The 24010-nt window shown below is 71.5% G+C and carries 25 protein-coding genes and 1 pseudogene; 14 read left to right on the top strand and 12 right to left on the bottom strand.

What is annotated here, in order from left to right:
- Positions 1–13: 13 nt before the first annotated feature.
- The 3 genes from ACIPRD_RS03885 to ACIPRD_RS03875 all read left to right on the top strand — a co-directional run bounded on the left by ACIPRD_RS03885 (position 14) and on the right by ACIPRD_RS03875 (position 3278).
- Positions 14–385: a hypothetical protein gene (locus ACIPRD_RS03885; protein ID WP_356400703.1), complete on the top strand. Its 372-nt coding sequence runs from the start codon at positions 14–16 to the stop codon at positions 383–385.
- A gap of 7 nt (positions 386–392) precedes the next feature.
- A complete protein-coding gene (locus ACIPRD_RS03880; protein WP_401559616.1) occupies positions 393–1604 on the top strand; it encodes a glutathionylspermidine synthase family protein in 1212 nt (403 codons plus the stop codon).
- Positions 1605–1817: 213 nt separating this feature from the next.
- A complete protein-coding gene (locus ACIPRD_RS03875; RefSeq protein ID WP_401559613.1) occupies positions 1818–3278 on the top strand; it encodes a glycine hydroxymethyltransferase in 1461 nt (486 codons plus the stop codon).
- A 78-nt stretch (positions 3279–3356) separates the two neighbouring features.
- Here ACIPRD_RS03875 and ACIPRD_RS03870 read toward each other — a convergent pair whose 3' ends face one another.
- Positions 3357–4058: a hypothetical protein gene (locus ACIPRD_RS03870; RefSeq protein WP_401559610.1), complete on the bottom strand. Its 702-nt coding sequence runs from the start codon at positions 4056–4058 to the stop codon at positions 3357–3359.
- Positions 4059–4213: 155 nt separating this feature from the next.
- Here ACIPRD_RS03870 and trpS point away from each other — a divergent pair, with 155 nt between their 5' ends.
- The gene (gene trpS, locus ACIPRD_RS03865; RefSeq protein WP_356400695.1) at positions 4214–5227 is read left to right on the top strand and encodes a tryptophan--tRNA ligase; all 1014 of its coding nucleotides are present in this window, start codon (positions 4214–4216) and stop codon (positions 5225–5227) included.
- Between the two features lie 206 nt (positions 5228–5433).
- Positions 5434–6012, top strand: coding sequence for a 2'-5' RNA ligase family protein (locus tag ACIPRD_RS03860; protein ID WP_356400693.1), 579 nt, complete (start codon positions 5434–5436; stop codon positions 6010–6012).
- An 86-nt stretch (positions 6013–6098) separates the two neighbouring features.
- Here ACIPRD_RS03860 and ACIPRD_RS03855 read toward each other — a convergent pair whose 3' ends face one another.
- Positions 6099–6854: a decaprenylphospho-beta-D-erythro-pentofuranosid-2-ulose 2-reductase gene (locus ACIPRD_RS03855; RefSeq protein WP_401559605.1), complete on the bottom strand. Its 756-nt coding sequence runs from the start codon at positions 6852–6854 to the stop codon at positions 6099–6101.
- A gap of 82 nt (positions 6855–6936) precedes the next feature.
- Here ACIPRD_RS03855 and ACIPRD_RS03850 point away from each other — a divergent pair, with 82 nt between their 5' ends.
- The gene (locus tag ACIPRD_RS03850) at positions 6937–7848 is read left to right on the top strand and encodes a YihY/virulence factor BrkB family protein (protein WP_356400690.1); all 912 of its coding nucleotides are present in this window, start codon (positions 6937–6939) and stop codon (positions 7846–7848) included.
- Here the strand turns inward: ACIPRD_RS03850 and ACIPRD_RS03845 are convergent.
- Positions 7796–9091 carry a D-alanyl-D-alanine carboxypeptidase family protein gene (locus ACIPRD_RS03845; protein WP_401559601.1) on the bottom strand — a complete coding sequence of 432 codons (1296 nt, stop codon included), beginning with the start codon at positions 9089–9091 and terminating at the stop codon, positions 7796–7798. The genes ACIPRD_RS03850 and ACIPRD_RS03845 overlap by 53 nt on opposite strands.
- A 91-nt stretch (positions 9092–9182) precedes the next feature.
- On the opposite strand from ACIPRD_RS03845, the gene ACIPRD_RS03840 reads away from it, so the two are divergent.
- A complete protein-coding gene (locus ACIPRD_RS03840; protein WP_356400686.1) occupies positions 9183–9422 on the top strand; it encodes an SCO4848 family membrane protein in 240 nt (79 codons plus the stop codon).
- 239 nt (positions 9423–9661) lie between these two features.
- Complete coding sequence (locus ACIPRD_RS03835; RefSeq protein WP_356400684.1) at positions 9662–11209, top strand: ABC transporter substrate-binding protein; 1548 nt, start codon at positions 9662–9664, stop codon at positions 11207–11209.
- Between the two features lie 58 nt (positions 11210–11267).
- Here ACIPRD_RS03835 and ACIPRD_RS03830 read toward each other — a convergent pair whose 3' ends face one another.
- The 4 genes and pseudogenes from ACIPRD_RS03830 to ACIPRD_RS03815 form a co-directional block, all read right to left on the bottom strand.
- Positions 11268–12014 carry a TetR/AcrR family transcriptional regulator gene (locus ACIPRD_RS03830; protein ID WP_401559599.1) on the bottom strand — a complete coding sequence of 249 codons (747 nt, stop codon included), beginning with the start codon at positions 12012–12014 and terminating at the stop codon, positions 11268–11270.
- A gap of 297 nt (positions 12015–12311) precedes the next feature.
- A pseudogene (locus ACIPRD_RS03825) lies at positions 12312–12704 on the bottom strand (thiol-disulfide oxidoreductase DCC family protein); the annotation flags it as partial.
- A gap of 5 nt (positions 12705–12709) precedes the next feature.
- A complete protein-coding gene (locus ACIPRD_RS03820; RefSeq protein ID WP_356400681.1) occupies positions 12710–13117 on the bottom strand; it encodes a hypothetical protein in 408 nt (135 codons plus the stop codon).
- 96 nt (positions 13118–13213) lie between these two features.
- Positions 13214–13624, bottom strand: coding sequence for a VOC family protein (locus ACIPRD_RS03815; protein ID WP_356400680.1), 411 nt, complete (start codon positions 13622–13624; stop codon positions 13214–13216).
- A 143-nt stretch (positions 13625–13767) separates the two neighbouring features.
- Here ACIPRD_RS03815 and ACIPRD_RS03810 point away from each other — a divergent pair, with 143 nt between their 5' ends.
- The 3 genes from ACIPRD_RS03810 (at position 13768) to ACIPRD_RS03800 (ending at position 15053) form a co-directional block, all read left to right on the top strand.
- The gene (locus ACIPRD_RS03810; RefSeq protein WP_356400678.1) at positions 13768–14190 is read left to right on the top strand and encodes a TM2 domain-containing protein; all 423 of its coding nucleotides are present in this window, start codon (positions 13768–13770) and stop codon (positions 14188–14190) included.
- On the top strand, positions 14183–14590 hold the full coding sequence (locus tag ACIPRD_RS03805) for a DUF2752 domain-containing protein (protein WP_401559595.1): 408 nt from the start codon (positions 14183–14185) through the stop codon (positions 14588–14590). The genes ACIPRD_RS03810 and ACIPRD_RS03805 overlap by 8 nt, the downstream gene beginning before the upstream one ends.
- 199 nt (positions 14591–14789) lie before the next feature.
- Positions 14790–15053, top strand: a complete 264-nt coding sequence (locus ACIPRD_RS03800; protein ID WP_401559592.1) for a TM2 domain-containing protein — start codon at positions 14790–14792, stop codon at positions 15051–15053.
- A 187-nt stretch (positions 15054–15240) separates the two neighbouring features.
- Here ACIPRD_RS03800 and ACIPRD_RS03795 read toward each other — a convergent pair whose 3' ends face one another.
- From ACIPRD_RS03795 to ACIPRD_RS03775, 5 genes are all read right to left on the bottom strand, one after another.
- The gene (locus ACIPRD_RS03795) at positions 15241–16002 is read right to left on the bottom strand and encodes a succinate dehydrogenase iron-sulfur subunit (RefSeq protein WP_356400675.1); all 762 of its coding nucleotides are present in this window, start codon (positions 16000–16002) and stop codon (positions 15241–15243) included.
- Positions 16002–17756 carry a succinate dehydrogenase flavoprotein subunit gene (gene sdhA, locus ACIPRD_RS03790; RefSeq protein ID WP_356400673.1) on the bottom strand — a complete coding sequence of 585 codons (1755 nt, stop codon included), beginning with the start codon at positions 17754–17756 and terminating at the stop codon, positions 16002–16004. Before sdhA ends, ACIPRD_RS03795 begins: the two co-directional genes overlap by 1 nt.
- A 19-nt stretch (positions 17757–17775) precedes the next feature.
- Positions 17776–18258, bottom strand: coding sequence for a succinate dehydrogenase hydrophobic membrane anchor subunit (locus ACIPRD_RS03785; protein WP_356400671.1), 483 nt, complete (start codon positions 18256–18258; stop codon positions 17776–17778).
- 5 nt (positions 18259–18263) lie between these two features.
- Complete coding sequence (sdhC, locus tag ACIPRD_RS03780; RefSeq protein ID WP_356400670.1) at positions 18264–18644, bottom strand: succinate dehydrogenase, cytochrome b556 subunit; 381 nt, start codon at positions 18642–18644, stop codon at positions 18264–18266.
- Between the two features lie 190 nt (positions 18645–18834).
- Entirely contained in the window at positions 18835–19389 is a 555-nt protein-coding gene (locus ACIPRD_RS03775) for a 2-oxo-4-hydroxy-4-carboxy-5-ureidoimidazoline decarboxylase (RefSeq protein WP_401560047.1), read from the bottom strand.
- A gap of 172 nt (positions 19390–19561) precedes the next feature.
- Between ACIPRD_RS03775 and ACIPRD_RS03770 the strand changes: the two genes are divergently transcribed.
- From ACIPRD_RS03770 to ACIPRD_RS03760, 3 genes are all read left to right on the top strand, one after another.
- Positions 19562–21193, top strand: a complete 1632-nt coding sequence (locus ACIPRD_RS03770; RefSeq protein ID WP_401559587.1) for a glycoside hydrolase family 20 protein — start codon at positions 19562–19564, stop codon at positions 21191–21193.
- A 350-nt stretch (positions 21194–21543) separates the two neighbouring features.
- Positions 21544–22968: a DUF2079 domain-containing protein gene (locus ACIPRD_RS03765; protein ID WP_401559585.1), complete on the top strand. Its 1425-nt coding sequence runs from the start codon at positions 21544–21546 to the stop codon at positions 22966–22968.
- Between the two features lie 145 nt (positions 22969–23113).
- On the top strand, positions 23114–23923 hold the full coding sequence (locus ACIPRD_RS03760; RefSeq protein ID WP_401559584.1) for a DUF4328 domain-containing protein: 810 nt from the start codon (positions 23114–23116) through the stop codon (positions 23921–23923).
- The last annotated feature ends 87 nt before the right edge of the window (positions 23924–24010 follow it).

Here is a 24010-nt window from a genome sequence, read left to right as displayed (position 1 = left end):
GGGGAGACGGAACATGGCGAACGCACGGCGGCGATTCAGGTCGACCACGGTCGTCCTCGGCGGCATGGGCATCCTCGCCGCCGCCCTGACGGCCTGCTCGTCCGAACCGGACAAGCGCTGTGTCGACCGGGGCAGCCACAACCTCGCCAAGGGCTACAAGGTCGTCTCCGACAAGAGCTGCAAGACGGTGAAGTCCGCCGTGAACGGCGCCTGGTACTACGGCGGCGACAAGAAGGGCTCCTGGGTCGACGGCGGCTCCTTCACCAAGCCCGGCGGCGGCAGCCGCAGCGGCTCGACGGGCCACTACTCCTCCGACGACGACAGCCACCGCACCGGTGTCCACCGCGGCGGCTTCGGCGGCGGCCACGGCGGCTCGGGCGGCTGACGGACCCGTGGAACGCCGTACGCTCACCCCCCGCCCCGACTGGCAGCGGACCGTCGAGCAGCAGGGGATCGTCTACCCGCTCACCCGCCACCCCGACGGCGTCCTGCGCCCGTACTGGGACGAGAGCGCCTGCTACGTCTTCTCGGCCGACGAGGTCGAGGCGCTGGAGGAGACCGTCGCGGAACTGCACACGATGTGCCTGGCCGCCGCCGGGCACATCGTGGAGCGCGACCGCCTCGCCGACCTCGGCATCACCGACCCGCGGGTCGCCGCAGCCGTCACCGAGGCCTGGCACCGGCGGGCCGAACTGCCCTCCGTGTACGGCAGGTTCGACCTGCGCTACGACGGCACCGGCCCGGCGAAGCTGCTGGAGTACAACGCCGACACCCCCACCTCGCTGGTCGAGGCCGCCTCCGCGCAGTGGTTCTGGATGGAGGACCGGTTCCCCGGCGCCGACCAGTGGAACTCCCTGCACGAGCGCCTGACCGACGCCTGGCGCGCGCAGGCCGCGCTGCTGCCGCCCGGCGGCCCGCTGCACTTCGCGCACTCCAGCGCGGACGAACTGGGCGAGGACCTGATGACGGTCGCCTACCTCAAGGAGACCGCGGAGCAGGCCGGACTCGCCACCGAATGGATCTCCATGGAGGAGATCGGCTGGGACAGCCTCTCGGGCCGCTTCGTGGACACCCGGCTCCGGTTCATCCGCAGCATCTTCAAGCTCTACCCCTGGGAATGGCTCACCACCGACTCCTTCGGCGGCCACGTCCTGGACACGCTCGACAACGGCGGCGGCACCGGCAGCACGCTGTGGATCGAACCCGCCTGGAAGATGCTGCTCAGCAACAAGGCCCTGCTGGCGGTCCTGTGGGAGCTGTACCCCGGCCACCCCTGCCTCCTGCCCGCCCACCTGGACGGCCCGCGCGAGCTGGCCGGCTCCACCGGGTACGTCGCCAAGCCGCTGCTCGGCCGGGAGGGCGCGGGCGTGACCGTGCACCCGCCGGGCGCCCCCGCGGCCGCCGGCGAGGCGCCGCCGTCGGGCACCCGGGACGACGAGCCGTGCTGCTACCAGGAGCTGGCCCCGCTGCCCGCCTTCGACGGCAACCACGTCGTGCTCGGCGCCTGGGTCGTCGGGGACGAGCCGGCGGGCCTCGGCATCCGGGAGTCCTCGGGCCTGATCACCGACACCTACGCCCGCTTCCTGCCGCACGTCATCCTCTGAGGCCGCCCGTCCACCGCGCCGCGGGCCCCCGTCCGCGCGTCGCCCGCATGGTGGACGACGGCCGGAGGCGCCGCGGCGCGGCCGGTAGGCTGGCCGCGGGCCGTGACTGGCGCGCTGGGATGGGACGGACCATCGGGGAGCGGCCCGAGCGGGAACGAGTGCCGTGCGCCTGGGCCGAACCGAGCACGCCGAACGCCCCGTCCGGAGGTCCCGATGTCCGAGAACGCCCAGTCCGCGCCCCTGTCCGGCGAGTCCACCGCCTTCCGCGCCGCCCTCGACGTGATCCGCGCCGTCGAGCCGCGCGTCGCCGACGCCATCGGCCAGGAGGTCCACGACCAGCGCGAGATGCTCAAGCTGATCGCCTCCGAGAACTACGCCTCCCCGGCCACCCTGCTGGCGATGGGCAACTGGTTCAGCGACAAGTACGCCGAGGGCACCGTCGGCCGCCGCTTCTACGCCGGCTGCCGCAACGTCGACACCGTCGAGTCCCTCGCTGCCGAGCACGCCCGCGAGCTGTTCGGCGCCCGGCACGCCTACGTCCAGCCGCACTCCGGCATCGACGCCAACCTCGTCGCCTTCTGGGCCGTCCTCGCCGACCGCGTCGAGGTGCCGTTCCTGGAGAGGACCGGCGCCCGCCAGGTCAACGAGCTGACCGAGGCCGACTGGGCCGAGCTGCGCCAGGCCTTCGGCAACCAGCGCATGCTCGGCATGTCCCTGGACGCCGGCGGCCACCTCACCCACGGCTTCCGCCCCAACATCAGCGGCAAGATGTTCGACCAGCGCTCCTACGGCACCGATCCCGCCACCGGTCTGATCGACTACGAGGCCCTGCGCGCCCAGGCCCGCGAGTTCAAGCCGCTGATCCTCGTCGCCGGCTACTCCGCCTACCCCCGCCTGGTGAACTTCCGGATCATGCGGGAGATCGCCGACGAGGTCGGCGCGACCCTCATGGTCGACATGGCCCACTTCGCGGGCCTGGTCGCGGGCAAGGTCCTCACCGGCGACTTCGACCCGGTCCCGCACGCCCAGATCGTCACCACGACCACCCACAAGTCGCTGCGCGGCCCGCGCGGCGGCATGGTCCTGTGCGACGACTCCCTCAAGGAGCAGGTCGACCGCGGCTGCCCGATGGTCCTCGGCGGCCCGCTCCCGCACGTCATGGCCGCCAAGGCCGTGGCCCTCGCCGAGGCCCGGCAGCCCGCCTTCCAGGACTACGCCCAGCGGATCGTCGACAACTCCCGCGCCCTCGCCGAGGGGCTGACGCGGCGCGGCGCCACGCTGGTCACCGGCGGCACCGACAACCACCTCAACCTGATCGACGTGGCCTCCTCCTACGGCCTCACCGGCCGCCAGGCCGAGGCCGCCCTGCTCGACTCGGGCATCGTCACCAACCGCAACGCCATCCCGGCCGACCCCAACGGCGCCTGGTACACCTCCGGCATCCGCGTCGGCACCCCCGCCCTGACCACCCGGGGTCTCGGCACCGCCGAGATGGACGAGGTCGCCGGACTGATGGACCGGGTCCTGACGACGACCGAGCCGGGCACGACCAAGTCCGGTGCCACGTCCAAGGCGGCCCACGTCCTGGACCCGAAGGTGGCGGACGAGATCGCGAAGCGCGCGACCGACCTGGTCGCGGGCTTCCCCCTCTACCCGGAGATCGACCTCGGCTGACACCCCCGGCGGGAACCCGGCCGCCCGGTCCCCCGCGTCCATGGGGACTCGCGGGACCTCACGGGACCTCACGGGATCTCACAGGTCGATCAGTTCCTGCCGGGCTTCCCCGTACGGCGGTTCCGCCCGGCGCCGGGCGGCCGCACGGCAGCCGAGGAAGCCGCCGGCGGCGCCGGCGGCCAGTCCGGGCAGCACCCACCAGACACCACCCGCGCCTCCGGCACCGCCGGAGGCCACCGGGCGGGTCCCGGTCCCGCCGTCCGGCGCCGCCTCGGGCAGACCGGCCCGCTCCAGATCCCGGAGCAGCGTCCGCGGTCCCCGGTGCCAGCGGATGTCGTCGTCCGCCACGTCCGGGGACGGGTCCGAGCGCACCCACGGGGTGCCGTCGGCCGCGACGACCACCTGGTCCAGCCGCTCCATCGCCACGTCCCCGCCGGGCGGGCGGTGCGTCCGCGGCCAGCCCCCGACGCCCGTCACGCCCCACAGCACGGTGACCCGCACCACCGGACGGCCCTCTCGCGCCAGGCCCCGCGGCGCCGGCTCCGTGTCCACCCGGTCCGGCCGCAGCAGCTCCCGGAGCCGGCCGAAGTCCGGCTCACCGGCGCGCAGCACCCGGCTCCGCCCGTCGTCCCCGGGGACGACCAGCGCCAGATCGAGCCCGTCGCCGGGTGGTCCGGTCGCGGCCGAGGCGGTCGTCGCCGCACCCGCACCCGCAGCCGCCAGCTGCGCCGCGCAGAGCACGGCCGCCCACCATCCCGCCCGGACCGTGAAAGACGCCACGCGCCCGCGTCGTAGAGCCATCCGAACCCCTCCAGCCCCGTACCGGCGCCTCCCCCGACGCGCGGATCTCCTTGATACACCGCCGGGCCACGTCCCGTACCCGTCTGCCGCCCGCTGGTTCCGGACCGGTCCCGGACACCTGCGAGAATGGGGGCATGGCCTCTGACCGACCTCGTGTGCTCTCCGGGATCCAGCCCACCGCGGGCTCGTTCCACCTCGGCAACTACCTCGGCGCCGTGCGCCAGTGGGTCGCCCTGCAGGAATCCCACGACGCCTTCTACATGGTCGTCGACCTGCACGCGATCACGGTGCCGCAGGACCCGGCCGAGCTGCGTGCCAACACCCGCCTGGCCGCGGCCCAGCTGCTGGCCGCCGGTCTGGACCCGGACCGCTGCACCCTCTTCGTGCAGAGCCATGTGCCCGAGCACGCCCAGCTCGCCTGGATCATGAACTGCCTCACCGGTTTCGGCGAGGCCTCCCGCATGACCCAGTTCAAGGACAAGTCCGCCAAGCAGGGTGCCGAACGCGCCTCCGTCGGTCTGTTCACGTACCCGATCCTCCAGGTCGCGGACATCCTGCTGTACCAGGCCCACGAGGTCCCGGTCGGCGAGGACCAGCGCCAGCACATCGAGCTGACCCGCGACCTCGCCGAGCGCTTCAACGGCCGCTTCGGCGAGACCTTCACGATCCCGAAGCCGTACATCCTCAAGGAGACGGCGAAGATCTACGACCTCCAGGACCCGTCGATCAAGATGAGCAAGTCGGCGTCCACGCCGAAGGGCCTCATCAACCTGCTCGACGACCCGAAGGCCACGGCGAAGAAGGTCAAGAGCGCCGTCACCGACACCGACACGGTGATCCGCTTCGACCCGGTGGACAAGCCCGGTGTGTCGAACCTGCTCACCATCTGCTCGACGCTCACCGGCAAGACGGTCGCCGAGCTGGAGCTGGAGTACGAGGGCAAGATGTACGGCGCCCTCAAGACCGACCTCGCCGAGGTCATGGTCGACTTCGTGACGCCGTTCCGCGAGCGCACCCAGCAGTACCTGGACGACGCCGAGACGCTGGACTCGATCCTCGCCAAGGGCGCGGAGAAGGCCCGCGCGGTCGCCGCGGAGACCCTCGCGCAGGCGTACGACCGGGTGGGCTTCCTGCCGGCCAAGCACTGAACCCGTCCGGGCCCCGGCTCACCCGGGTCCCGGACCGCACAGCACGGCGTACGACCGCACACATGTCCGCACGGGCAGAGCGCTGCACATCACTTCCGCTGCGCCTGCCCACGGGACAGCCGTGGCCGTACAGTCGAAAGCCGGAGCCCCGGCGACGACCGGGCGGCACCGGCCGGGAAGACATCGCACGACGGACAGGAGACGACGTGGGGACCGTAACGATCGGCGTGTCGATCGCGGTCCCGGAGCCTCACGGCAGCCTGCTCCAGGAGCGGCGCGCGGGCTTCGGCGACGCCGCGGCCCACGGCATCCCCACGCACGTCACGCTGCTCCCGCCGACCGAGGTGGACGAGGCCGACCTGCCGGCCGTCGACGCCCACCTGGACGGGGTCGCGGCGTCCGGCCGCCCGTTCCCGATGCGGCTGTCCGGCACCGGCACCTTCCGGCCCGTGTCCCCGGTGGTCTTCGTGCGCGTGGCCGAGGGCGCCGAGGACTGCGCGCTGCTCCAGCAGCGCGTGCGGGACGTCTCGGGGCCGGTGACGCGCGAGCTCCAGTTCCCCTACCACCCGCACGTCACCGTGGCCCACGGCATCGACGAGGCCGGGATGGACCGCGCCTTCACCGAGCTGGCCGGGTTCGAGGCCGCGTGGCCGTGCGCCGGCTTCGCGCTGTACGAGCAGGGCGCCGACGGTGTCTGGCGCAAGCTGCGCGAGTACACCTTCGGGGGTTCCGTGGTGCCGCCCCAGGCCGCGAGCGTCGAACACGGCACCACCGCGAGCCGCTAGGGGGCGTCTCCCCGATCTTCCTGGGTCCGCGGCGTTCGAAGAGACGCCCCCTGGAGGCGACACCGCCCGGATCCCGTCCCGCGGGATCAGACCGGCAGCCGCCGGAAGAGGGCGCGCGGCGCGTGCCGCAGCACCGACATCACCACCCGCAGCGTCCCCGGCACCCACACCGTCTCCGAGCGTCTGCGCAGGCCCAGTTCGATGGCCGTGGCCACTGCCTCCGGGGTGGTGGCGAACGGCGCCGGGGCCAGGCCGGCCGTCATCGCCGTCCGTACGAAGCCCGGCCGTACGACCATCACGTGCACGCCGGTGCCGTACAGGGCGTCGCCGAGACCCTGGGCGAACGCGTCCAGACCGGCCTTGCTGGAGCCGTAGATGAAGTCCGCGCGGCGCACCCGCTCGCCGGCGGCCGAGGAGAGCACCACCAGGGAGCCGTGCCCCTGGTTCTGCAGGGCCCGGGCGGCGACCAGACCGGCCGAGACCGCGCCGGTGTAGTTGGTCTGCGCGACCTGGACCGCGCGCAGCGGTTCGCGCTCGTCCTGGGCCTGGTCGCCCAGGATGCCGAAGGCGAGCAGCACCATGTCGACCCCGCCCTCGGCGAAGACCTTGCCGACGACCGCCTCGTGGGACGCGGGGTCGAGGGCGTCGAAGGCGACGGTGCGGACGTCGGCGCCGAGGGCGCGCAGGCTCCCGGCGGCCTCGTCCAGGGCGGGGGAGGGGCGGCCGGCCAGCCAGACGGTTCGGGTGCGCCGCGCGATCAGCCGGCGCGCGGTGGCCAGCGCGATCCCGGACGTGCCGCCGAGGACGAGCAGGGACTGGGGAGGACCGAAGGCAGCAGACATGCCCGAGACCGTATCGCCCTCATATGGGCGATACGTCCTAAGGCGTCGCCCGGCTCCCCGCAATGGGTGATTAATTAGAGGCATGGACTGGCTGAAGAAGCTGCCCGGGATCGGGCCGGCCGTCTCCTGGCTCATGGAGACGCACGCGTGGCAGTCGTACGAGCGGCTGGACAAGGTCAAGTGGACGAGGCTCGCCGGGGCCATGACGTTCTCCAGCTTCATCGCCCTGTTCCCGCTGCTGACCGTGGCCGCCGCGGTGGCCGCCGCCACGCTCTCCCCGGCCCGGCAGAAGACGGTCGAGAACAAGATCGCCGATCAGTTCCCGGGCATCTCCCAGCAGTTGGACCTCAGCGGCCTGGTGCACAACGCCGGCACCGTCGGCGGCATCGCGGGTGCCGCGCTGCTGTTCACGGGCGTCAACTGGGTGTCCCAGATGCGCGACTGCCTGCGCGCGGTGTGGGAGCTGCCCGACCGGGACGGCAACCCGGTGCTCGCCAGGGTCAAGGACGCCGGCGTCCTGATCGGTCTCGGCGGCGCCATGCTGGTGACCCTGATCGCCTCCGGTCTCGCCTCGGCCGCCGTCGGCTGGCTGACGCGCCAGCTCGGCCTGGACGAGCACAGCTGGAGCGGCGTCCTGCTGCGGATCGCCGCCTTCGCCGTCGCCGTGCTCGCCGACTTCCTGGTGCTGCTCTACGCCCTGACGGCACTGCCCGGCGTCGAACCGCGCCGCCGCCGCCTGCTGGAGGCGGCGCTGCTCGGCGCGGTCGGCTTCGAACTGCTGAAGCTGCTGCTCAGCGGCTACATCCAGGGCGTGGCCACGAAGAACGTCTACGGCGCCTTCGGTGTCCCCGTGGCCCTGCTGCTGTGGATCAACTTCACCGCGAAACTCCTCCTGTACTGCGCGGCCTGGACGGCGACGCGGGCCGAGGAGGAGAAGGCGCTCATGGACGCGGACGGCGACGCATCAGATCGGGCAGCGGCCAGCGGCGATTGACCAGGAAGGCCGCGCCCCCGAGCAGCGCGAGCAGCCCGCCGGCGATGCCCAGGGCGATCCCCGCGCCGCTGGAGCCCGACCCGGCGGCGGCACCCGCCACCGGGGTCGCGTCCGCCACGCCGGTGCCCCCGGTCCTTTCCGGGCCGGGCGTCGAGGCGGACGGAGAGCCGCTCGGCCCCGTGCCGGACTCCGCGACGTTCCTCGGCGCGACCAGCTCGCCGACCGGCTCGGCCTTTCCGTCCGCCCGGAAGCCCCAGTCGAGGAGTTTCGCGGCCTCCTTGTAGACCTCGTTGTGCTCGTGCTTCTCCGGGTTCATCACGGTGACCAGCAGCACCTTGCCGCCGCGCTCGGCGACACCGGTGAACGTGGCGCCCGCGTTGGTGGTGTTGCCGTTCTTCACCCCGGCGATGCCCTGGTAGACCGGCACGTCGGCGTCGCCGCTGAGCAGCCGGTTGGTGTTCTGGATCTCGAAGGTCTTGCGGACCGGCTTGCCCTTGCCGCCCGGCTGGACGCCGCCCGGGAACTGGGCCCGCACGGTGGCGCAGTACTCCCGGAAGTCCTTCTTCTGCAGCCCGGAGCGGGCGAACAGGCTCAGGTCGTACGCGGAGGAGACCTGGCCGTTCGCGTCATAGCCGTCGGGGCTGATCACATGGGTGTCCAGCGCCTGGAGCTGGTCGGCGTGCGCCTGCATGTCCCGGACGGTCCGGCCGACGCCGCCGTTCATCGACGACAGCACGTGGACGGCGTCGTTCCCGGAGCGCAGGAAGACGCCGAGCCACAGGTCGTGGACCGTGTAGGTCTCGTTCTCCTTTATCCCGACCAGGCTCGAACCGGCGCCGACGCCGGACAGGTCCAGCGGGACCACCCGGTGCTCCATCGACCTCGGGAACCGGGGCAGCACCGTGTCCGCGAACAGCATCTTCAGGGTGCTCGCCGGGGGCAGTCGCCAGTGCGGGTTGTGCGCGGCCAGCACATCGCCGGTCTCGGCGTCGGAGACGATCCAGGAGCGGGCGGTGAGGTCCTTCGGGAGGGCGGGCACACCGGCGGCGGTGTTCACCTGGGTGCCGGGCTGTCCGAGCCGGGCGCCGCCCACCTGCGACATCCGGGCCGGCGGGGTGGCCGGCGGGCTCGTCGCCGGGGCCGCCGAGGAGGCGAGGGCGGCCGGTGCGGCCAGGGAAGCGGACAGAAGGGTGACAGAGGCGACCAGCAGAGATCGCCCGACGGTCTTCTTGGGAGCGGGCACGGTCGAGAACGTACCTGTCCCGGGCAGTGAAGTCGCATTTCCCACTCCACCTCCGGCCCGGAACCGGACAGCGGGCGGTGATACTGGAGGAATGAAGCTCAGCCGCCCGGTCTCCTGGTTCCTGCTCGCCTTCGGGGTGTGGAGCTGGATCATCTGGGTCACTTTCGTCAAGAACCTGGTCAAGGACAGCAGCGGGCTGGCCTTCGACAACGGGCACCCGACCGCCTACTTCTGGGTCCACCTGACGCTGGCGGTCGTCTCCTTCGTACTGGGGACGGTCATCGGGGGCATCGGGTTGCGCGGACTGCGCGCACTGCGCCGCACGTCATAGCGGCGCCCCCCACCGCCTCGTGCGGGCCGCGGCGAAAACGCTCTCTGCCCCTGTGAAGAGGCTGTGAAACCAGGCGGTGACAACGGCTCGGTAAGTTCTTGCCATCCGGGCCGCATTGCTCTTCCCCAGCCGAAACACGTGTGGTTAGGTGAGCCGCGCCGCCACGGGTGTGGCGGAATTGTGCCGGGCCGGGGGGCCCTGGCGGTCCTGGGGAGGGCACCACCATGCGATCGCTTCGCATGCGCATTCTCGTGACATTGCTCGCACTCGCCGTACTGGGAGTCGGGGCCTGGCAGCTGTTGCCGTCGCAGGATGACAAGAACAAGACCATCAAGGTCGGTACGACGGACGAGATCACGTCCCTGGACCCGGCCGGCGCCTACGACGCCGGATCATGGGCCCTGTTCAACAACGTCTTCCAGACGCTGATGACCTTCCGGCCCGGCGCCACCGCGCCGGTTCCCGACGCGGCGAAGAGCTGCGGCTTCGCGCACGGCGATCTGAAGACCTACCGGTGCGTGCTGCGGGACGACATCACCTTCCCGAGCGGGCGCAGGATGACCGCCGCGGACGTGAAGTACTCCTTCGACCGCATGAAGAAGATCAAGTCCAGCGTCGGCCCGGTGTCCCTGTTCACCACCCTGAGCACGGTCTCCGCCGACGACGACAGCACGGTCACCTTCCATCTGTCGTCCGCGGACGCGATCTTCCCGCTGAAGATCTCCACGGGCGCCGGTTCGATCGTCGACCGGGACAAGTACCCGGCCGGCCGGCTGCGCACCGGCGACGCCGTGGACGGCACCGGACCGTACACGCTGACGTCGTACGCGAAGGGCGACAAGGCCGTCCTCGCGCCGTACGGCAAGTACAAGGGGTACGACAGCGGCGCGGCGCCCCGCCCGGTCGAGCTGCACTACTTCGCGGACTCCCAGAAGCTCGACAGCGCCTGGCAGGCCAGGCAGGTCGACATCGCCACCCGCACGCTGACGCCGGGTGTGCTGTCCCGGCTGAACCCGAGCGATCCGCAGCTGCGGGTCTCCGAGACGACGAGCGCCCAGGCCCGCAACCTGTACCTCAACACCCGGCCCGGAGCCCCGCTCCACGACCCCCGGGTGCGCCGCGCGCTGGCCTGGCTGGTCGACCGCGACGCGCTGGCCGCCAAGGTCTACCAGGGCACCGTCGACCCGCTGTACTCGCTGATCCCGGCCGGCATCACCGGCCACACCACCTCCTTCTTCGACGCGTACCCGGCGCAGAACGTGGACAAGGCACGGCAACTGCTCACCGAGGCCGGGGTGTCCCTGCCGGTGCGCTTCACGCTGGGCTACGGCCGGGGCCGCGGCGCGTCCGCCGAGGAGAGCGCCGAGCTGAAGCGGCAGCTGGAGGCCGGCGGCCTCTTCAAGGTGGACGTCAAGGCGTACGAGTGGACCGCCTTCCAGAAGCTCTGGGCCTCGGGGAAGATGGACGCCTGGGGCGTCAGCTGGCTCGCCGACTACCCGGACCCGGACACCTTCGGCGCCCAGCTCGTCGGCACCGGCTCCACCATGAACACCGGCTACAGCAGCAAGGCCGTCGACACCCTGATCCGGGACAGCCAGCGGTACGCCGACCGCAGCCGCGCCGTGCGGGACTTCGGCACCATCCAGGGCGACGTGGCCACCGACGTGCCGCTCATCCCGCTGTGGCAGGGCAAGGAGTACGTGGTCAGCACCAAGGACGTCAGCGGCGGCCAGTACCTCGCGGACGGCACCGGTGTCTTCCGCCTGTGGTCCCTCGGCTGGATCTGACCGGCCTCGCGGGTCCGCCCGGGACGCGCCGGCAACGGCGCGCCCCGGGCCGACCCGGTCAGCTCTCCTTGCGGGCCCTGGCACCCGGGTCCGGCAGCGCCTTCGTCATCCCGGGCAGGAAGTCCGTGAACAGCTCGTGCACCTCCAGCACCAGCGGGCGCAGCACCCGGAACCGGGCCAGGGCCACTCCGCGCGCGGTCAGCCGGGCCCCTCGCCGGGCCAGCCGGTAGCTGCGCTCGCGGCCCTCGGTGCGGTCGAAGACCCAGTACAGGACGAGCCCCATCTGTGACAGCCACATCAACTCGGGCAGTACGTCACGCAGTTCGGGCGCCACCTTGGACTTCGACCCGGCCAGCACCTCGCGGTGGACCCGGATCGCCTGCTCGCGGGCGTGCTCGCTCTCGGAGGAGAAGGGGCTGAGCGGGCTGTCGGGATCGGCGGCGTTCTTGAAGAACTGGACCGCGAACTCGTGGTACGGCGCGGCGACGTCCAGCCACGCGGTCAGCACGCCCGCGAGGCGCGCCTCCAGATCGGTCTCCCGGTCCAGGACCTCCCGCACCGCCCGCTCGTGCTCGGTGGCGATGCGGTCGTAGAACCCCTGGATCAGGTGTTCCTTGCCCGCGAAGTAGTAGTAGGCGTTGCCTACCGAGACCCCGGCCTCCTGGGCGATGGCCCGCATCGTCGTCTTGTCGTAGCCGCGTTCCTGGAACATCCGCATCGCGGTCTCCAGGATCAGCGCGCGGGTCTGCTCGGACTTGGGGGTCTGGGGGCCGGCCGCCTCGGGGCCGTCGTTCTTCGCGGGCACGGGACGAGCCTAACCAGTGGCGCAGGACCCGTCCGGGCAGGACGGGGGAACGCGGACCCAGCCGCGCGCCGGGTCGTAGGCCCATCCCGCGGTACCCGGCCCGGCGGCACCCCACCCCGCCGGGCCGGGTACGGCGGCACCCCACGCCGGTGCGCCGGGTCCCCTCGTGCCGGGCCCGGACGGCCGCGCGCCCACGGCGCCCGGCACCCCGGCTCTCGACATCCTGGCCCCGGGCGTCACCGCGCCCGGCATCCCGGCTCCGGGCATCATCGCGCCCGGCATCCCGGCCCCGGGCATCCCGGCCCCGGGCGTCACCGCGCCCCGCCACTTCGCGGCGGCCAGTACGGCGCCGCGGGCCAGCCGCGCGCCCGCCGGGGTGCTCAGCCGGTGCGACAGCGGGCGGTGTTCGCGCAGGGCCCACAGGACGACGATCCAGGCGCGGGAGCCGGTGTAGACCTGGCCGCCGTCGCCGACCACGGTGACGTCCTGGAGGGTGGCGGCGTGGTCGAGGCCGGGGAAGCGGCCGCGCGCCTGCTCCGACCCGGCCGGCACCAGCTCCAGCGGCACCAGCTGCGGCTGCCGTGCCAGCCAGTCGCGCACATGGGCGCACAGCGCGCACCCGGCGTCGTACAGGACGGTCAGCCCGCGGACCGGGACGCTCCCGGCGGCCCGGTCCCCGGCGTCGGTCATGGCGTTCACGCCCCGGCCGCCGGCGCGGTCCACTGCTGCGGCGGGACGGGCGGCAGCTGCTCCCGCTCCATGATCCCGCGCCGGCGGATCTTGTTCAGGACGTACACGTTGCCCAGGTGCATCACGCCCAGCACCAGCAGCACCACACCCAGCTTCGTCGACAGGGCCTCGAAGATGCCGCGGGTGTCGTCGATGTCGCCGCTGTCGCTCAGGTACAGCGCCACGAAGCCCAGGTTGACGAGGTAGAAGCCGACCACCAGCAGGTGGTTGACGGCGTCCGCGAGGTTCTCGTTGCCGCGCAGCACGTCGGAGAGGAATATCCGGCCGTTGCGGCTGAGCGTGCGGGCCACCCAGACGGTCAGCGCGATGCTGACGGTCAGGTAGATGACGTAGGCGATGACGGTACGGTCCATGCCCCACCCCTTCTTGAACACGTTCAAAACGTTGGCAGGCCTGACTGTAGACCTGTTTTTGAACGCGTTCAACCCGAGGGCGGAGAGCGTGGATCGTCAGTTCCTGCGGCCCAGTTCGGGGCGCTTGGTGTAGTCCGTGAAGCCCAGGACGTTGCCCCAGGGGTCGGCGGTCTCGACGGTCCAGCCGGTGGACGTGGAGAAGGGGCCGTCCGTCACCGCGATGCCCGCCGCGGCCAGTTCGCGTGCCGCCGCGCGCGCGTCCGGCACCTCCAGCCACACGCGCGGCGCGGGCCACGGGGGCGGCCGGTGCCCGAGCCCCTCCTCGGTGCGCAGCAGGATCCCCGGAGTCTCACCGCCCGCCTTCAGGGAGGCGATCCCGCCCTCGTCGAACCGGAAGCCCAGCGGGAAGCCCGCCCGCCGGTAGAAGTCGACGGCCTCGCCGAGGTCCCCGACGGGGAGGACCACGTGGTCGAAGCCGAGCAGTTCGTAGGACTCGTCATCTGACATGTCGTCAGATTAGGCGGACCGCGCGGCCGTCCGGCGCAGACATGCCCGGCGGGGACGTCAGAGGCACCTGGCATGATGAGCCGCACTCATCGTCATCTTGTCCTTCCGCGGGCATCCCGCACGGAACTCCAGGAGCAGTCGCCTTGACCGAGCAGCCGCAGGAGCCGCAAGCGCCGGGCCCGGGCGGGTACGGATACCCCGGCCAGCCGCCGGGCGCCCCCTACGGGTACCCGCAGCAGGGTCCTCCGCAGCCGGGGTACCCGCCGCCGGGGTTCCCGCCGCCCGGCTTCGTGCCGCCGGGCACCTACACCGGTGACCCCAACGCCCCTTACGGGTACGACGTCTACGGCCGTCCGTACTCCGAGAAGTCGAAGGTCGCCGCCGGCCTGCTGCAGATCTTCCTCGGCCACTTCGGCGTCGGCCGCTTCTACCTCGGCAACGTCGGCATGGGCCTGGCCCAGCTGTTCACCTGCGGCGGACTCGGCGTGTGGGCGCTCGTCGACGGCATCATGCTGCTGGTCAGCGACAACCAGACCGACTCCGACGGCCGGCCGCTGCGTGGCTGACACGGCGGGCCGTACCGGCTCCCTGCTCCGCCGTCCGGCGGCGGCGCCCCTCGCGGTGCTCGCCGCCGGCGCGGCGGGCGCCGCCTATCTCTACGGCACCGATCCGCACCAGCCCGGCCATCTGCTGCCCGGCTGCCCGTTCCGGATGATGACGGGCCTGCTCTGCCCGGCGTGCGGCGGCACCCGCATGGTGTACGACCTGATGCACGGCCATCCCGCCGAGGCCTGGCTCGACAACCGCGCCCTGCTGCTGGCCTCGCCGTACGCGCTGGCCCTGCTGGGGCGCTGGGCCGTGGAGGGGCTGCGCGGGCGCCGCTGGCGCCCCCGTACGGGGCCGCGCGGCCAGGCGGTGATCCTTCTGATCGCGGTGGCGTGGACCGTGCTGCGCAACGTCAACTGACGCTTTCCTGACCTCCCGTTGACCGGGAGTTGACCAGAGCGAAATTCATCACGGAACGAGAACGATCGTTCGACGCATCTCCCGTGCCCCTCGGCCGCCTCCCTAAGATCGCGGCTCACGGGGGGACGACGGGGCGCATGCTCCGCCGTGGGATCCCTCCTGCTCGCAGATCCCATCGGTACATCCAGGAGCGACTTCCATGAGCGTCCCCACCCCTGAGGCCCCCTTCGGCGTCGACCCGCAGGGCCGCCCCTACTCCGACAAGTCCAAGGTCGTCGCGGGTCTCCTGCAGATCTTCCTGGGCGGGTTCGGTGCCGGGCGCTTCTACGTCGGCAACACCGGCGTCGCGCTGGCCCAGCTCTTCACCTGCGGCGGCCTCGGCTTCTGGGCGCTGATCGACGGCATCATCTTCCTCACCAGCAGCGACCGCACCGACAGCCAGGGCCGCGTGCTGCGCGGCTGACGCCGGCACCGGCGGCCCGCGCCCCGCGCGGAGCCGCCGCGCGGCAACCCCGCGCCGCACAACTGCCCGAGGGCCCCGCTTCCGTGACGACGGAGCCGGGGCCCTCGGGCCGTCCGGTTCCGGGAACGGCGAGGGCCCCGCCCCGGTACGCGACCGGAGACGGGGCCCTCGACCGGGCGGACCCGGATCAGAAGCGACGCGTGATCAGCGCGCGCTTGACCTCCTGGATCGCCTTGGTGACCTCGATGCCACGGGGGCAGGCGTCCGTGCAGTTGAAGGTCGTGCGGCAACGCCACACGCCGTCACGGTCGTTGAGGATCTCCAGGCGCTGCTCGCCCGCCTCGTCACGGCTGTCGAAGATGAAGCGGTGGGCGTTCACGATCGCGGCCGGACCGAAGTACTGGCCGTCGTTCCAGAACACCGGGCAGGACGACGTGCACGCGGCGCACAGGATGCACTTGGTGGTGTCGTCGAACCGCTCGCGGTCCTCGGCGGTCTGCAGGCGCTCGCGGGTCGGCTCGTTGGTGTCCTTGGTGACCAGGAACGGCATGACGTCCCGGTACGCCTGGAAGAACGGCTCCATGTCGACCACGAGGTCCTTCATCGCGGTGAGGCCCTTGATGGGCTCGACCGTGATCGGCTTCTCGGGGTTGACGTCCTTGATCAGCGTCTTGCAGGCCAGACGGTTCTTGCCGTTGATCCGCATGGCGTCCGAACCGCAGATGCCGTGGGCGCAGGAACGGCGGAAGGTCAGCGTGCCGTCGAGGTCCCACTTGATCTTGTTGAGCCCGTCGAGGACGCGCTCCTTCGGGTCCATCTCCAGCTGGAAGTCCTCCCAGTGGGCCTCGGCGGAGACCTCCGGGTTGAACCTGCGGATGCGGATGGTGACCGTGATGTAGGGGGACGCCGCGGCCTCCGCCTCCACCTTGTCCAGAACAGGGGTAGCCATCAGTACTTACGCTCCATCGGCTGGTAGCGGGTCTGGACGACCGGCTTGTAGTCGAGACGGATGGTCTCCGAGCCGTCGTCGCCCGTCTCGCGGTACGCCATGGTGTGGCGCATGAAGTTGACGTCGTCGCGGTTGGGGTAGTCCTCGCGGTAGTGACCGCCGCGGGACTCCTTGCGGGCGAGCGCGGAGACGGCCATGACCTCGGCCAGCTCCAGCAGGTTGCCCAGCTCGATGGCCTCCAGCAGGTCCGTGTTGAACCGCTTGCCCTTGTCCTGGATGGAGACGTTCTCGTAGCGCTCGCGCAGCTCGGCGATCTTCTCGACGGCCGTCTTGATCGTCTGCTCGGTGCGGAACACCATGACGTTGGCGTCCATGGTCTCCTGCAGCTCGCGGCGGATGTCGGCCACCCGCTCGGTGCCGGTGGAGTTGCGCAGGCGCTCGATCTGCTCGACGACGGTCGCGGCCGGGTCCTCCGGCACCTCGACGAAGTCGACCGTGTGCGAGTAGTCGGCGGCGGCGATGCCCGCGCGACGGCCGAACACGTTGATGTCCAGGAGCGAGTTGGTGCCGAGGCGGTTGGCGCCGTGCACGGAGACACAGGCGACCTCGCCGGCCGCGTACAGGCCCGGGACGACGGTGGTGTTGTCCGACAGGACCTCACCCTCGACGTTCGTCGGGATGCCGCCCATGGCGTAGTGCGCGGTGGGCTGGATCGGGATTGGGTCCGTGTAGGGCTCGATGCCGAGGTAGGTGCGCGCGAACTCGGTGATGTCCGGGAGCTTGGCGTCGAGCTGCTCCGGCGGGAGGTGCGTGAGGTCGAGGTAGACGTGGTCGCCCTCGGGACCGCAGCCGCGGCCCTCACGGATCTCCGTGTAGATGGAGCGCGAGACGACGTCACGGGACGCGAGGTCCTTCATGACCGGCGCGTACTTCTCCATGAAGCGCTCGCCGTCCTTGTTGCGGAGGATGCCGCCCTCACCGCGGGCGCCCTCCGTCAGCAGGATGCCCATGCGCCAGATGCCGGTCGGGTGGAACTGGAAGAACTCCATGTCCTCCAGCGGGATGCCCCGGCGGAAGCACGCGGCCTGGCCGTCACCGGTCAGGGTGTGCGCGTTGGAGGTCACCTTGAAGAACTTGCCCGTACCGCCGGAGGCGTAGATGACGGACTTCGCCTGGAAGACGTGGATCTCACCGGTGGCCAGCTCGTACGCCACCACGCCGGCGGACGTCTTGACGCCGTCGACCTCGGTGATCAGCTGGTCCAGGACGTAGAACTCGTTGAAGAACTCCACGCCCTCCTTGACGCAGTTCTGGTACAGCGTCTGGAGGATCATGTGGCCGGTGCGGTCGGCCGCGTAGCAGGAGCGGCGGACCGGGGCCTCGCCGTGGTTGCGGGAGTGACCGCCGAAGCGCCGCTGGTCGATCGTCCCGTCCGGCGTCCGGTTGAACGGCAGGCCCATCTTCTCCAGGTCGAGGACGGCGTCGATGGCCTCCTTCGCCAGGATCTCGGCGGCGTCCTGGTCGACCAGGTAGTCACCGCCCTTGACCGTGTCGAAGGTGTGCCACTCCCAGTTGTCCTCCTCCACGTTGGCCAGCGCGGCGGCCATGCCGCCCTGCGCGGCGCCCGTGTGGGAGCGGGTGGGGTAGAGCTTGGTCAGCACCGCGGTGCGGCTGCGCTTCGTCGACTCGATGGCCGCGCGCATGCCCGCGCCGCCGGCGCCGACGATGACGGTGTCGTACTTGTGGAACTTCATGATTCTCGCAGCCCCGTACCTAGCGGATGTTCGGGTCGAAGGTGAAGATCACCAGCGTGCCCAGCAGGATGGTGAACACCGTGGCGGTGTAGAGCAGTGCCTTCAGCCACAGACGGGTGTTCGCGCGCTCCGCGTAGTCGTTGATGACCGTGCGCAGGCCGTTCGCGCCGTGCAGCATGGCCAGCCACAGCATCAGCAGGTCCCAGACCTGCCAGAACGGGGACGCCCAGCGGCCCGCCACGAAGGCGAAGCCGATCTTGGAGACGCCGCCGTCCAGCACCAGCTGGATCAGCAGGTGGCCGATCACGAGGACGACCAGCACCACGCCGGACAGGCGCATGAAGAGCCAGGCGGCCATCTCGAAGTTGCCACGCGTGGACTTCGGGGTCTTCTTGGTGCGCTTGCGCGGGGCCTCGATCAGCGGGGCCGGGTTGTCGACGTCGTAGACGACGACCTCCTCGACGGCGCCGATACCGGACGCGGGGGTTTCAGTCGTGGACATGCGCGTCAGCTCCCGAACAGAACACGAGCGGCGTGGCCGAGGACGGGGTAGATCGCCCCGATCATCAGCAGGACCCAGACACCGACGACGGTCCAGAGCATCTGCTTCTGGTAGCGGGGGCCCTTCGACCAGAAGTCGACGGCGATGACACGCAGACCGTTGAGCGCGTGGAACAGGATGGCGGCGACGAGGCCGTACTCCAGGCACGCGACGATCGGGGTCTTGTAGGTGGCTACGACCTTGTCGTAGTCCTCGGGAGACACGCGGACAAGAGCGGTGTCCAGCACGTGTACGAACAGGAAGAAGAAGATGAGGACGCCGGTGACTCGGTGAGCCACCCAGGACCACATGCCTTCCCGGCCGCGGTACAGCGTTCCAGCCGGCACGGAAGATCCCTCCGGGAGCGGGGACTAGGGCCGCGCCGGCTTCACTGTCGGTCGGGCCCGGCCGGGTACGGTCCACCGGCCCCCAGCATCGTAGCCATGCGTCGCGCCGTGCTTTACGGCGGGCCTACCTTGTGTGATCAATTTGGCACCGGACGGATCAGGCGCGCGGCCGCCGGGCGGTGACGTCCGGTCACCGACCGTGCGCGGGGGCGACGCGGCCGGCCGCGCCCCGCGGCGCCGGCGCCGGTGGATACGGCCTCGTGCCCCTGAGGAGGTGCGCCAGCCGTTCCTTCGCCAGGTACCGGAGCTGTTCCGCCGATATGACCCGCTCCTCCTCGGGATCGTTCGCCAATCGTGACCGGATGCCCTCGAGGACGTGGTCCAGGGCCTCGTCCGGGTGGGAGGCCCCCAGATAGATGACGAATGTGTGCCCGAATCGCGCCTCGTAGGCCGCGTGGGCCGCGGCCAGGGCCGTGTGGGCGACCGCATAGGTGTCCGCGGGGACGGCGGGGAGCGACTCCGCGGCCAGGGCGTCGGAGAGGTCCCGGGCCGAGAGGTCGTAGGCCGCCTCGTCCGCCGCCGCCAGGAGTGCGTCCAGGTCGGGGTAGGGGCGGTGGTCGGCGATCCGGCGGGACCAGCGCGGGCTGCGCAGACAGCGCAGGAGCAGGTCGTGGGCCTCTTCGGCGGACGCTGAGTTGAAGGCGTCGAGCGGCCTGGGGAGGGAAGGCAGGCGGTGCGCAGGCAGCGTGGGTCCTAGCGTCGCGTGTGGTGTGGCAGGGGATCTTGTGAAAGGTGTGTCGTCACGTTATCGAGAGTGCTCACTGCGTGTCCGACAGATGCACGAAATTCACTCGAACGGGAGAGTTTCAGAGCACCCCGATGACGAATCTGTGCGCGATCGGACGTACGTTGGCTGGGTGAGCCAGCACAGGCGCCGGGCGTCGGCGCAGAAGGTCAAGCGGAAGCGGGGGGCGGTCGCCGCGGCCGTCGCCGGCGCCGTGGCGGTCGGGGTGGGCGTCGGCGTGTGGGCGTCCTCCGACGGCGGCGGTACGGCGTCACGGGCGTCGGACGACACCGTGGTCGGCGCGTCCCGTCAGGTCGCGGCCCCGACGTGCAGCCATGCCGCCCCGCTGTCCGCAGCGCCCCAGGTGATACCCGCGGTGCGGTCCCACGCCCCGGCGCACGGTCCCGGCTGGCGGCCGCGGCAGGGCGCCCGGGTGGTGGTCGGCGATCCGCGGCTGGCCGACGAGGGCAAGCTGATAGCGGGCGAGCTGGGGCTCACGTACGCCGGGCAGCGGAACGACGTCCGCGCGGGCGATCTCCGGCTCGTGCTCGGCGCCAAGGGCGGAAACCCGGAGTCGTACACCATGACGGTGTGCGGGGGGCGGGTCGACATCAGCGCCCCGGCCGACGCGGGGGTCTTCTACGGCACCCGCACCCTGAAGCAGGAGGTGCACGGCGGCGGTACGGCCCCGGAGGGCGTCGTGCGCGACGAGCCGGCCAAGGCGGTGCGCGGGTTCAACCTCGACATCGCGCGCAAGCCCTTCAGCGAGTCCTGGATCGAGGACCGGATACGCGAGCTCGGGGACCTCAAGTTCAACGAGCTCGGGCTGCACTTCTCCGACGACCAGGCCTTCCGCATCCAGTCCGTCACGCACCCGGAGATCGTCTCCCCGGTGCACCTGACCCAGGCGCAGGTCAAGAAGATCATCGCGCTGGCGGCCTCCCGGCACATCACCGTCGTGCCCGAGATCGACTCGCCCGGACACCTCGGCGCCGTCCTTGCCGCCCACCCCGACCTCCAGCTGCGCAACGTGAGCGGGGTCCCCACCAGGGGCGCCATCGACATATCCAAGCCCGCCTCCGCGAAGCTCCTCGACGATCTGCTGAACGAGTTCACGGGCCTGTTCACCGGCAGCCAGTGGAACCTCGGGGGCGACGAGTACCAGGCGCTCACCGTCTCCGACCCGCAGGCCTCCTACCCGCAGCTCGCGGCCGCCGCGCGGCAGAAGTACGGCTCCGGCGGCACCGTCTCCGACCTGGCCACCGGCTGGCTGAACGACCGCGCCGCCACCGTGCGGGCCCACGACCGGACCATGCGGGCGTGGAACGACGGCTTCTACCGGCACACCTCCGTGCAGCCGGCCAAGGACCTCCAGGTCGCCTACTGGACCGGCAAGGAGATCGGCGCCCGGGAGCCGGTGCAGTACCTGAGCGCGGGCCGCAAGGTCATCAACTACAACGACGAGTACCTCTACTACGTGCTCGGCGAGCCGCAGACCTTCGTGTACCCGACCGGCCAGCGGATCTACCAGCAGTGGACCCCGCGCGTGGTGCGCGGCACGACCGCCGTGCCGGCCGCCTACGACGGCCAGATCCTCGGCGGCACCTTCGCGGTGTGGTGCGACTTCGCCAACGCGCAGACCGAGGCCCAGGTCGCCGCGGGCATCCGCATGCCGCTGCGGGCGACCGTGCAGAAGCTGTGGGACCCGGGGACACCGAAGCTGTCCTGGCCCGCCTTCAAGGAGCTGTCGAACAAGCTGGGCTGAGCGGGCGCGGGCCGACGCCCGCCCGGCACGGAGAACGGGCGCACCCCGCGGGGTGCGCCCGTTTCCCGTTTCCCCCGGAACCGGAAGGGGACGCCCGGAGGGGCATTCCGGCGCGCAGCCGGTCCCGCGCCGGACGTTCTGTTCGCGGTTCCGATCGCGTCCCGAACAGACCCGGTCAGGACGGAGGGGTCACCGAACAGGGAGCGGGGGCACTTCTTGCACGACCGGTCATGGCTGAGGCACGATCTTGACCGGCGGACCGGGGGCCGCGCGCGTATCCGCCGGGGACGGTCCGCAGGAACGATTCGGCCTGGCTTCCCGGCTGTCCGGCTGCCCAGAAAGAGGAACCGATGCCCCTCGGGCCGCTCGCCGGAACGCATCCCGCCGCAGTCCTGGCCCGGCGGCTCGGGGACGACGCCTCCCGCCGGGCGCCCCTGTTCCTCGGAGCGTTCGTCTCGGCCCTGTGCGGCGTGCTGTCGGTGCTGCGCTACCGGCGGTTCGCGGACACCTCCTGGGACCTCGGGATATTCACCGAGGCCGTCCGGAACTACGCGCGCCTCCAGGCCCCCGTCTCGGACATAAAAGGGCTCGGCTTCAATCTCCTCGGCGATCATTTCAGCCCGATCCTGGTGACCGCCGTCCCGGCCTACTGGATCTATCCGAGCGCCGCGTCCCTGCTGGTGGTGCAGGCGGTGCTCATCGGGATCTCGGCCGTCCCGGTCTGCCGGGCCGCCATCGGGATCCTCGGCACCCGCAAGGGTCTCGCCGTCGGCCTCGCCTACGGGATCTCGTGGGGCATCCAGCAGGCGGTCGACAACACCTTCCACGAGGTGATCTTCGCGGTCCCGCTGATCGCCCTGGTCATGGAGTCCCTCCTGCGGGAGCGCTGGAAGGCCGCCGCCCTGTGGTCCCTTCCCCTCGTCCTCGTCAAGGAGGACCTGGGGATGACCGTGGCGGCGGTCGGGGCGTACCTGCTGCTGCGGCGCCGGTTCCGCCTGGGCCTCGCGCTGATCGCGTACGGCGCGCTCTCGATCGCGCTCACCCTCCTCGTGCTCATCCCCGCCATGAACCCGAACGGCAGGTACGACTACTGGAACAAGCTGGGCGACGGGGGCGCGGGGGCGGAGCTCTCCTCGCTCGTCACCGGCGCCGAGATCAAACTCGGCACGCTGTTCGCGGTCTTCGCGATCACCGGGCTGCTGGCGCTGCGCTCGCCGCTGTGCGTCGTCGCCGTCCCCACCCTGTTCTGGCGCTTCACCTCCACCGACACCGACTACTGGGGGACGGTGTGGCACTACAGCGCGGTCCTCATGCCGGTGGTCTTCGTCGCGCTGCTGGACGCCGTGGTCGCCGCGCGGAGGTCCAGGCGCGCCTGGATGCGGTCGTACGCCCGCAACATCGTGCCCGCGGTGCTGGGCATCAGCCTGACCTACACGCTGGCCGGGAACCTGCCGCTGAAGGACCTCCTGGACAGCCCCGCCTACGAGATGGGCCCGCGCGGCCGGTCGGCGCGGCAGGCGCTGGCGGAGGTCCCCGACGGCGTGACCGTCGAGACCAACACCACGCTGATGTCCCATCTGACCGGCCGCTGCGACGTGTTCTGGGTCGGCAACACCCAGGGCCTGACCCCCGACTACGTGGCCCTCGACCTCCTCAACGGCTGGTCCAGGCCGGTCACCGACCCCCTCGGCTACGTCGGCGGACTCCACCCCGGCGCCCGCTACACCCTCGTCTCCGACACGGGCGGCTACGCGGTGCTGAAACACCTGACGTGAACGGCGGGCCGGTGCCGGGGCGGCGCCGGTGAACCCGTTGGACGGGGGCGGGAGGGGAACGTATGTTGCTGCGTCCGGCGCCGCGCGTGTCCGGCTCAGGGGAGAGCCGGCGCGGCCCGCTGTCCCGATCAGGGGGAACTCCCGCATGATCTGCGCCCGTTGCGACCATTACGCCGCCGTTCCGGGAAGGGAGCTGTGCGCCCGGTGCGCGCCCGTCCCGGCCGGACCTCCGCCGACCGCGGACGCATCCGTATCGGCACCCGTGTCCGCGGCGCCGTTCGCCGCGCCGACCGGCGCGTGGCTGCGCTCGCCGGTGGGTCTCGGCCGGGCCACCGCCGCCCTGCTCGGACTGGTCGTCGCGGCCGACCTGTTCGCCGTCTGGGCGGACCTGGCGCAGATCGACGTCACGGGGGAACTGGCCGACGGCGTCACCGACGGCTCCGTCGTACGCCGGGCCGACCGCGCCGACACCCTCTACGCCGCCTCGGGTGTCGCCCAGACGGTCGCCCTGCTCGCGACCATGACCGTGTACCTGTGCTGGTTCCACCGGGTCCGGGTCAACGCCGAGGTGTTCGACGCCTCCGCGCACTCCAAGTCGCGCGGCTGGGCCATCGGCGGATGGTTCTGCCCGGTCGTGAACCTCTGGTTCCCGCGCCGGATCACGCTCGACGCCTGGGACGCCAGCGCCCCCGCGGGCACCCGCCCCGGACACGCCCTGGTCAACTCCTGGTGGGGGCTGTGGCTGCTCTCGCTGTTCGCCGACCTGGTGGCCACGCAGCAGTACGACCGGGCCCACGGCGTCGGCGAACTGCGGGCGGCGGCAACCCGGATGATGTGTTCCGACCTGGTGGACATCGCCGCCGCGCTGCTCGCCGCGCTCGTCGTCCTCAGGCTGACCCGCATGCAGCACACGAAGGCCCTCGCCGGGTTCGCGGCCTTCCCCGTCGCTGGCTGAAAAACGGTGGCTGTGACACTACGGGCCCGTCGCACGCAGTAAGGGGAAATGCGGGCTCCGTAAAGGCGGTGCCCAGGCGAGGGAGGC

Source organism: Streptomyces sp. NPDC090108 (assembly GCF_044747185.1).
Lineage (GTDB): Bacteria > Actinomycetota > Actinomycetes > Streptomycetales > Streptomycetaceae > Streptomyces.
This window is presented reverse-complemented; position numbering and strand designations above follow the sequence as displayed.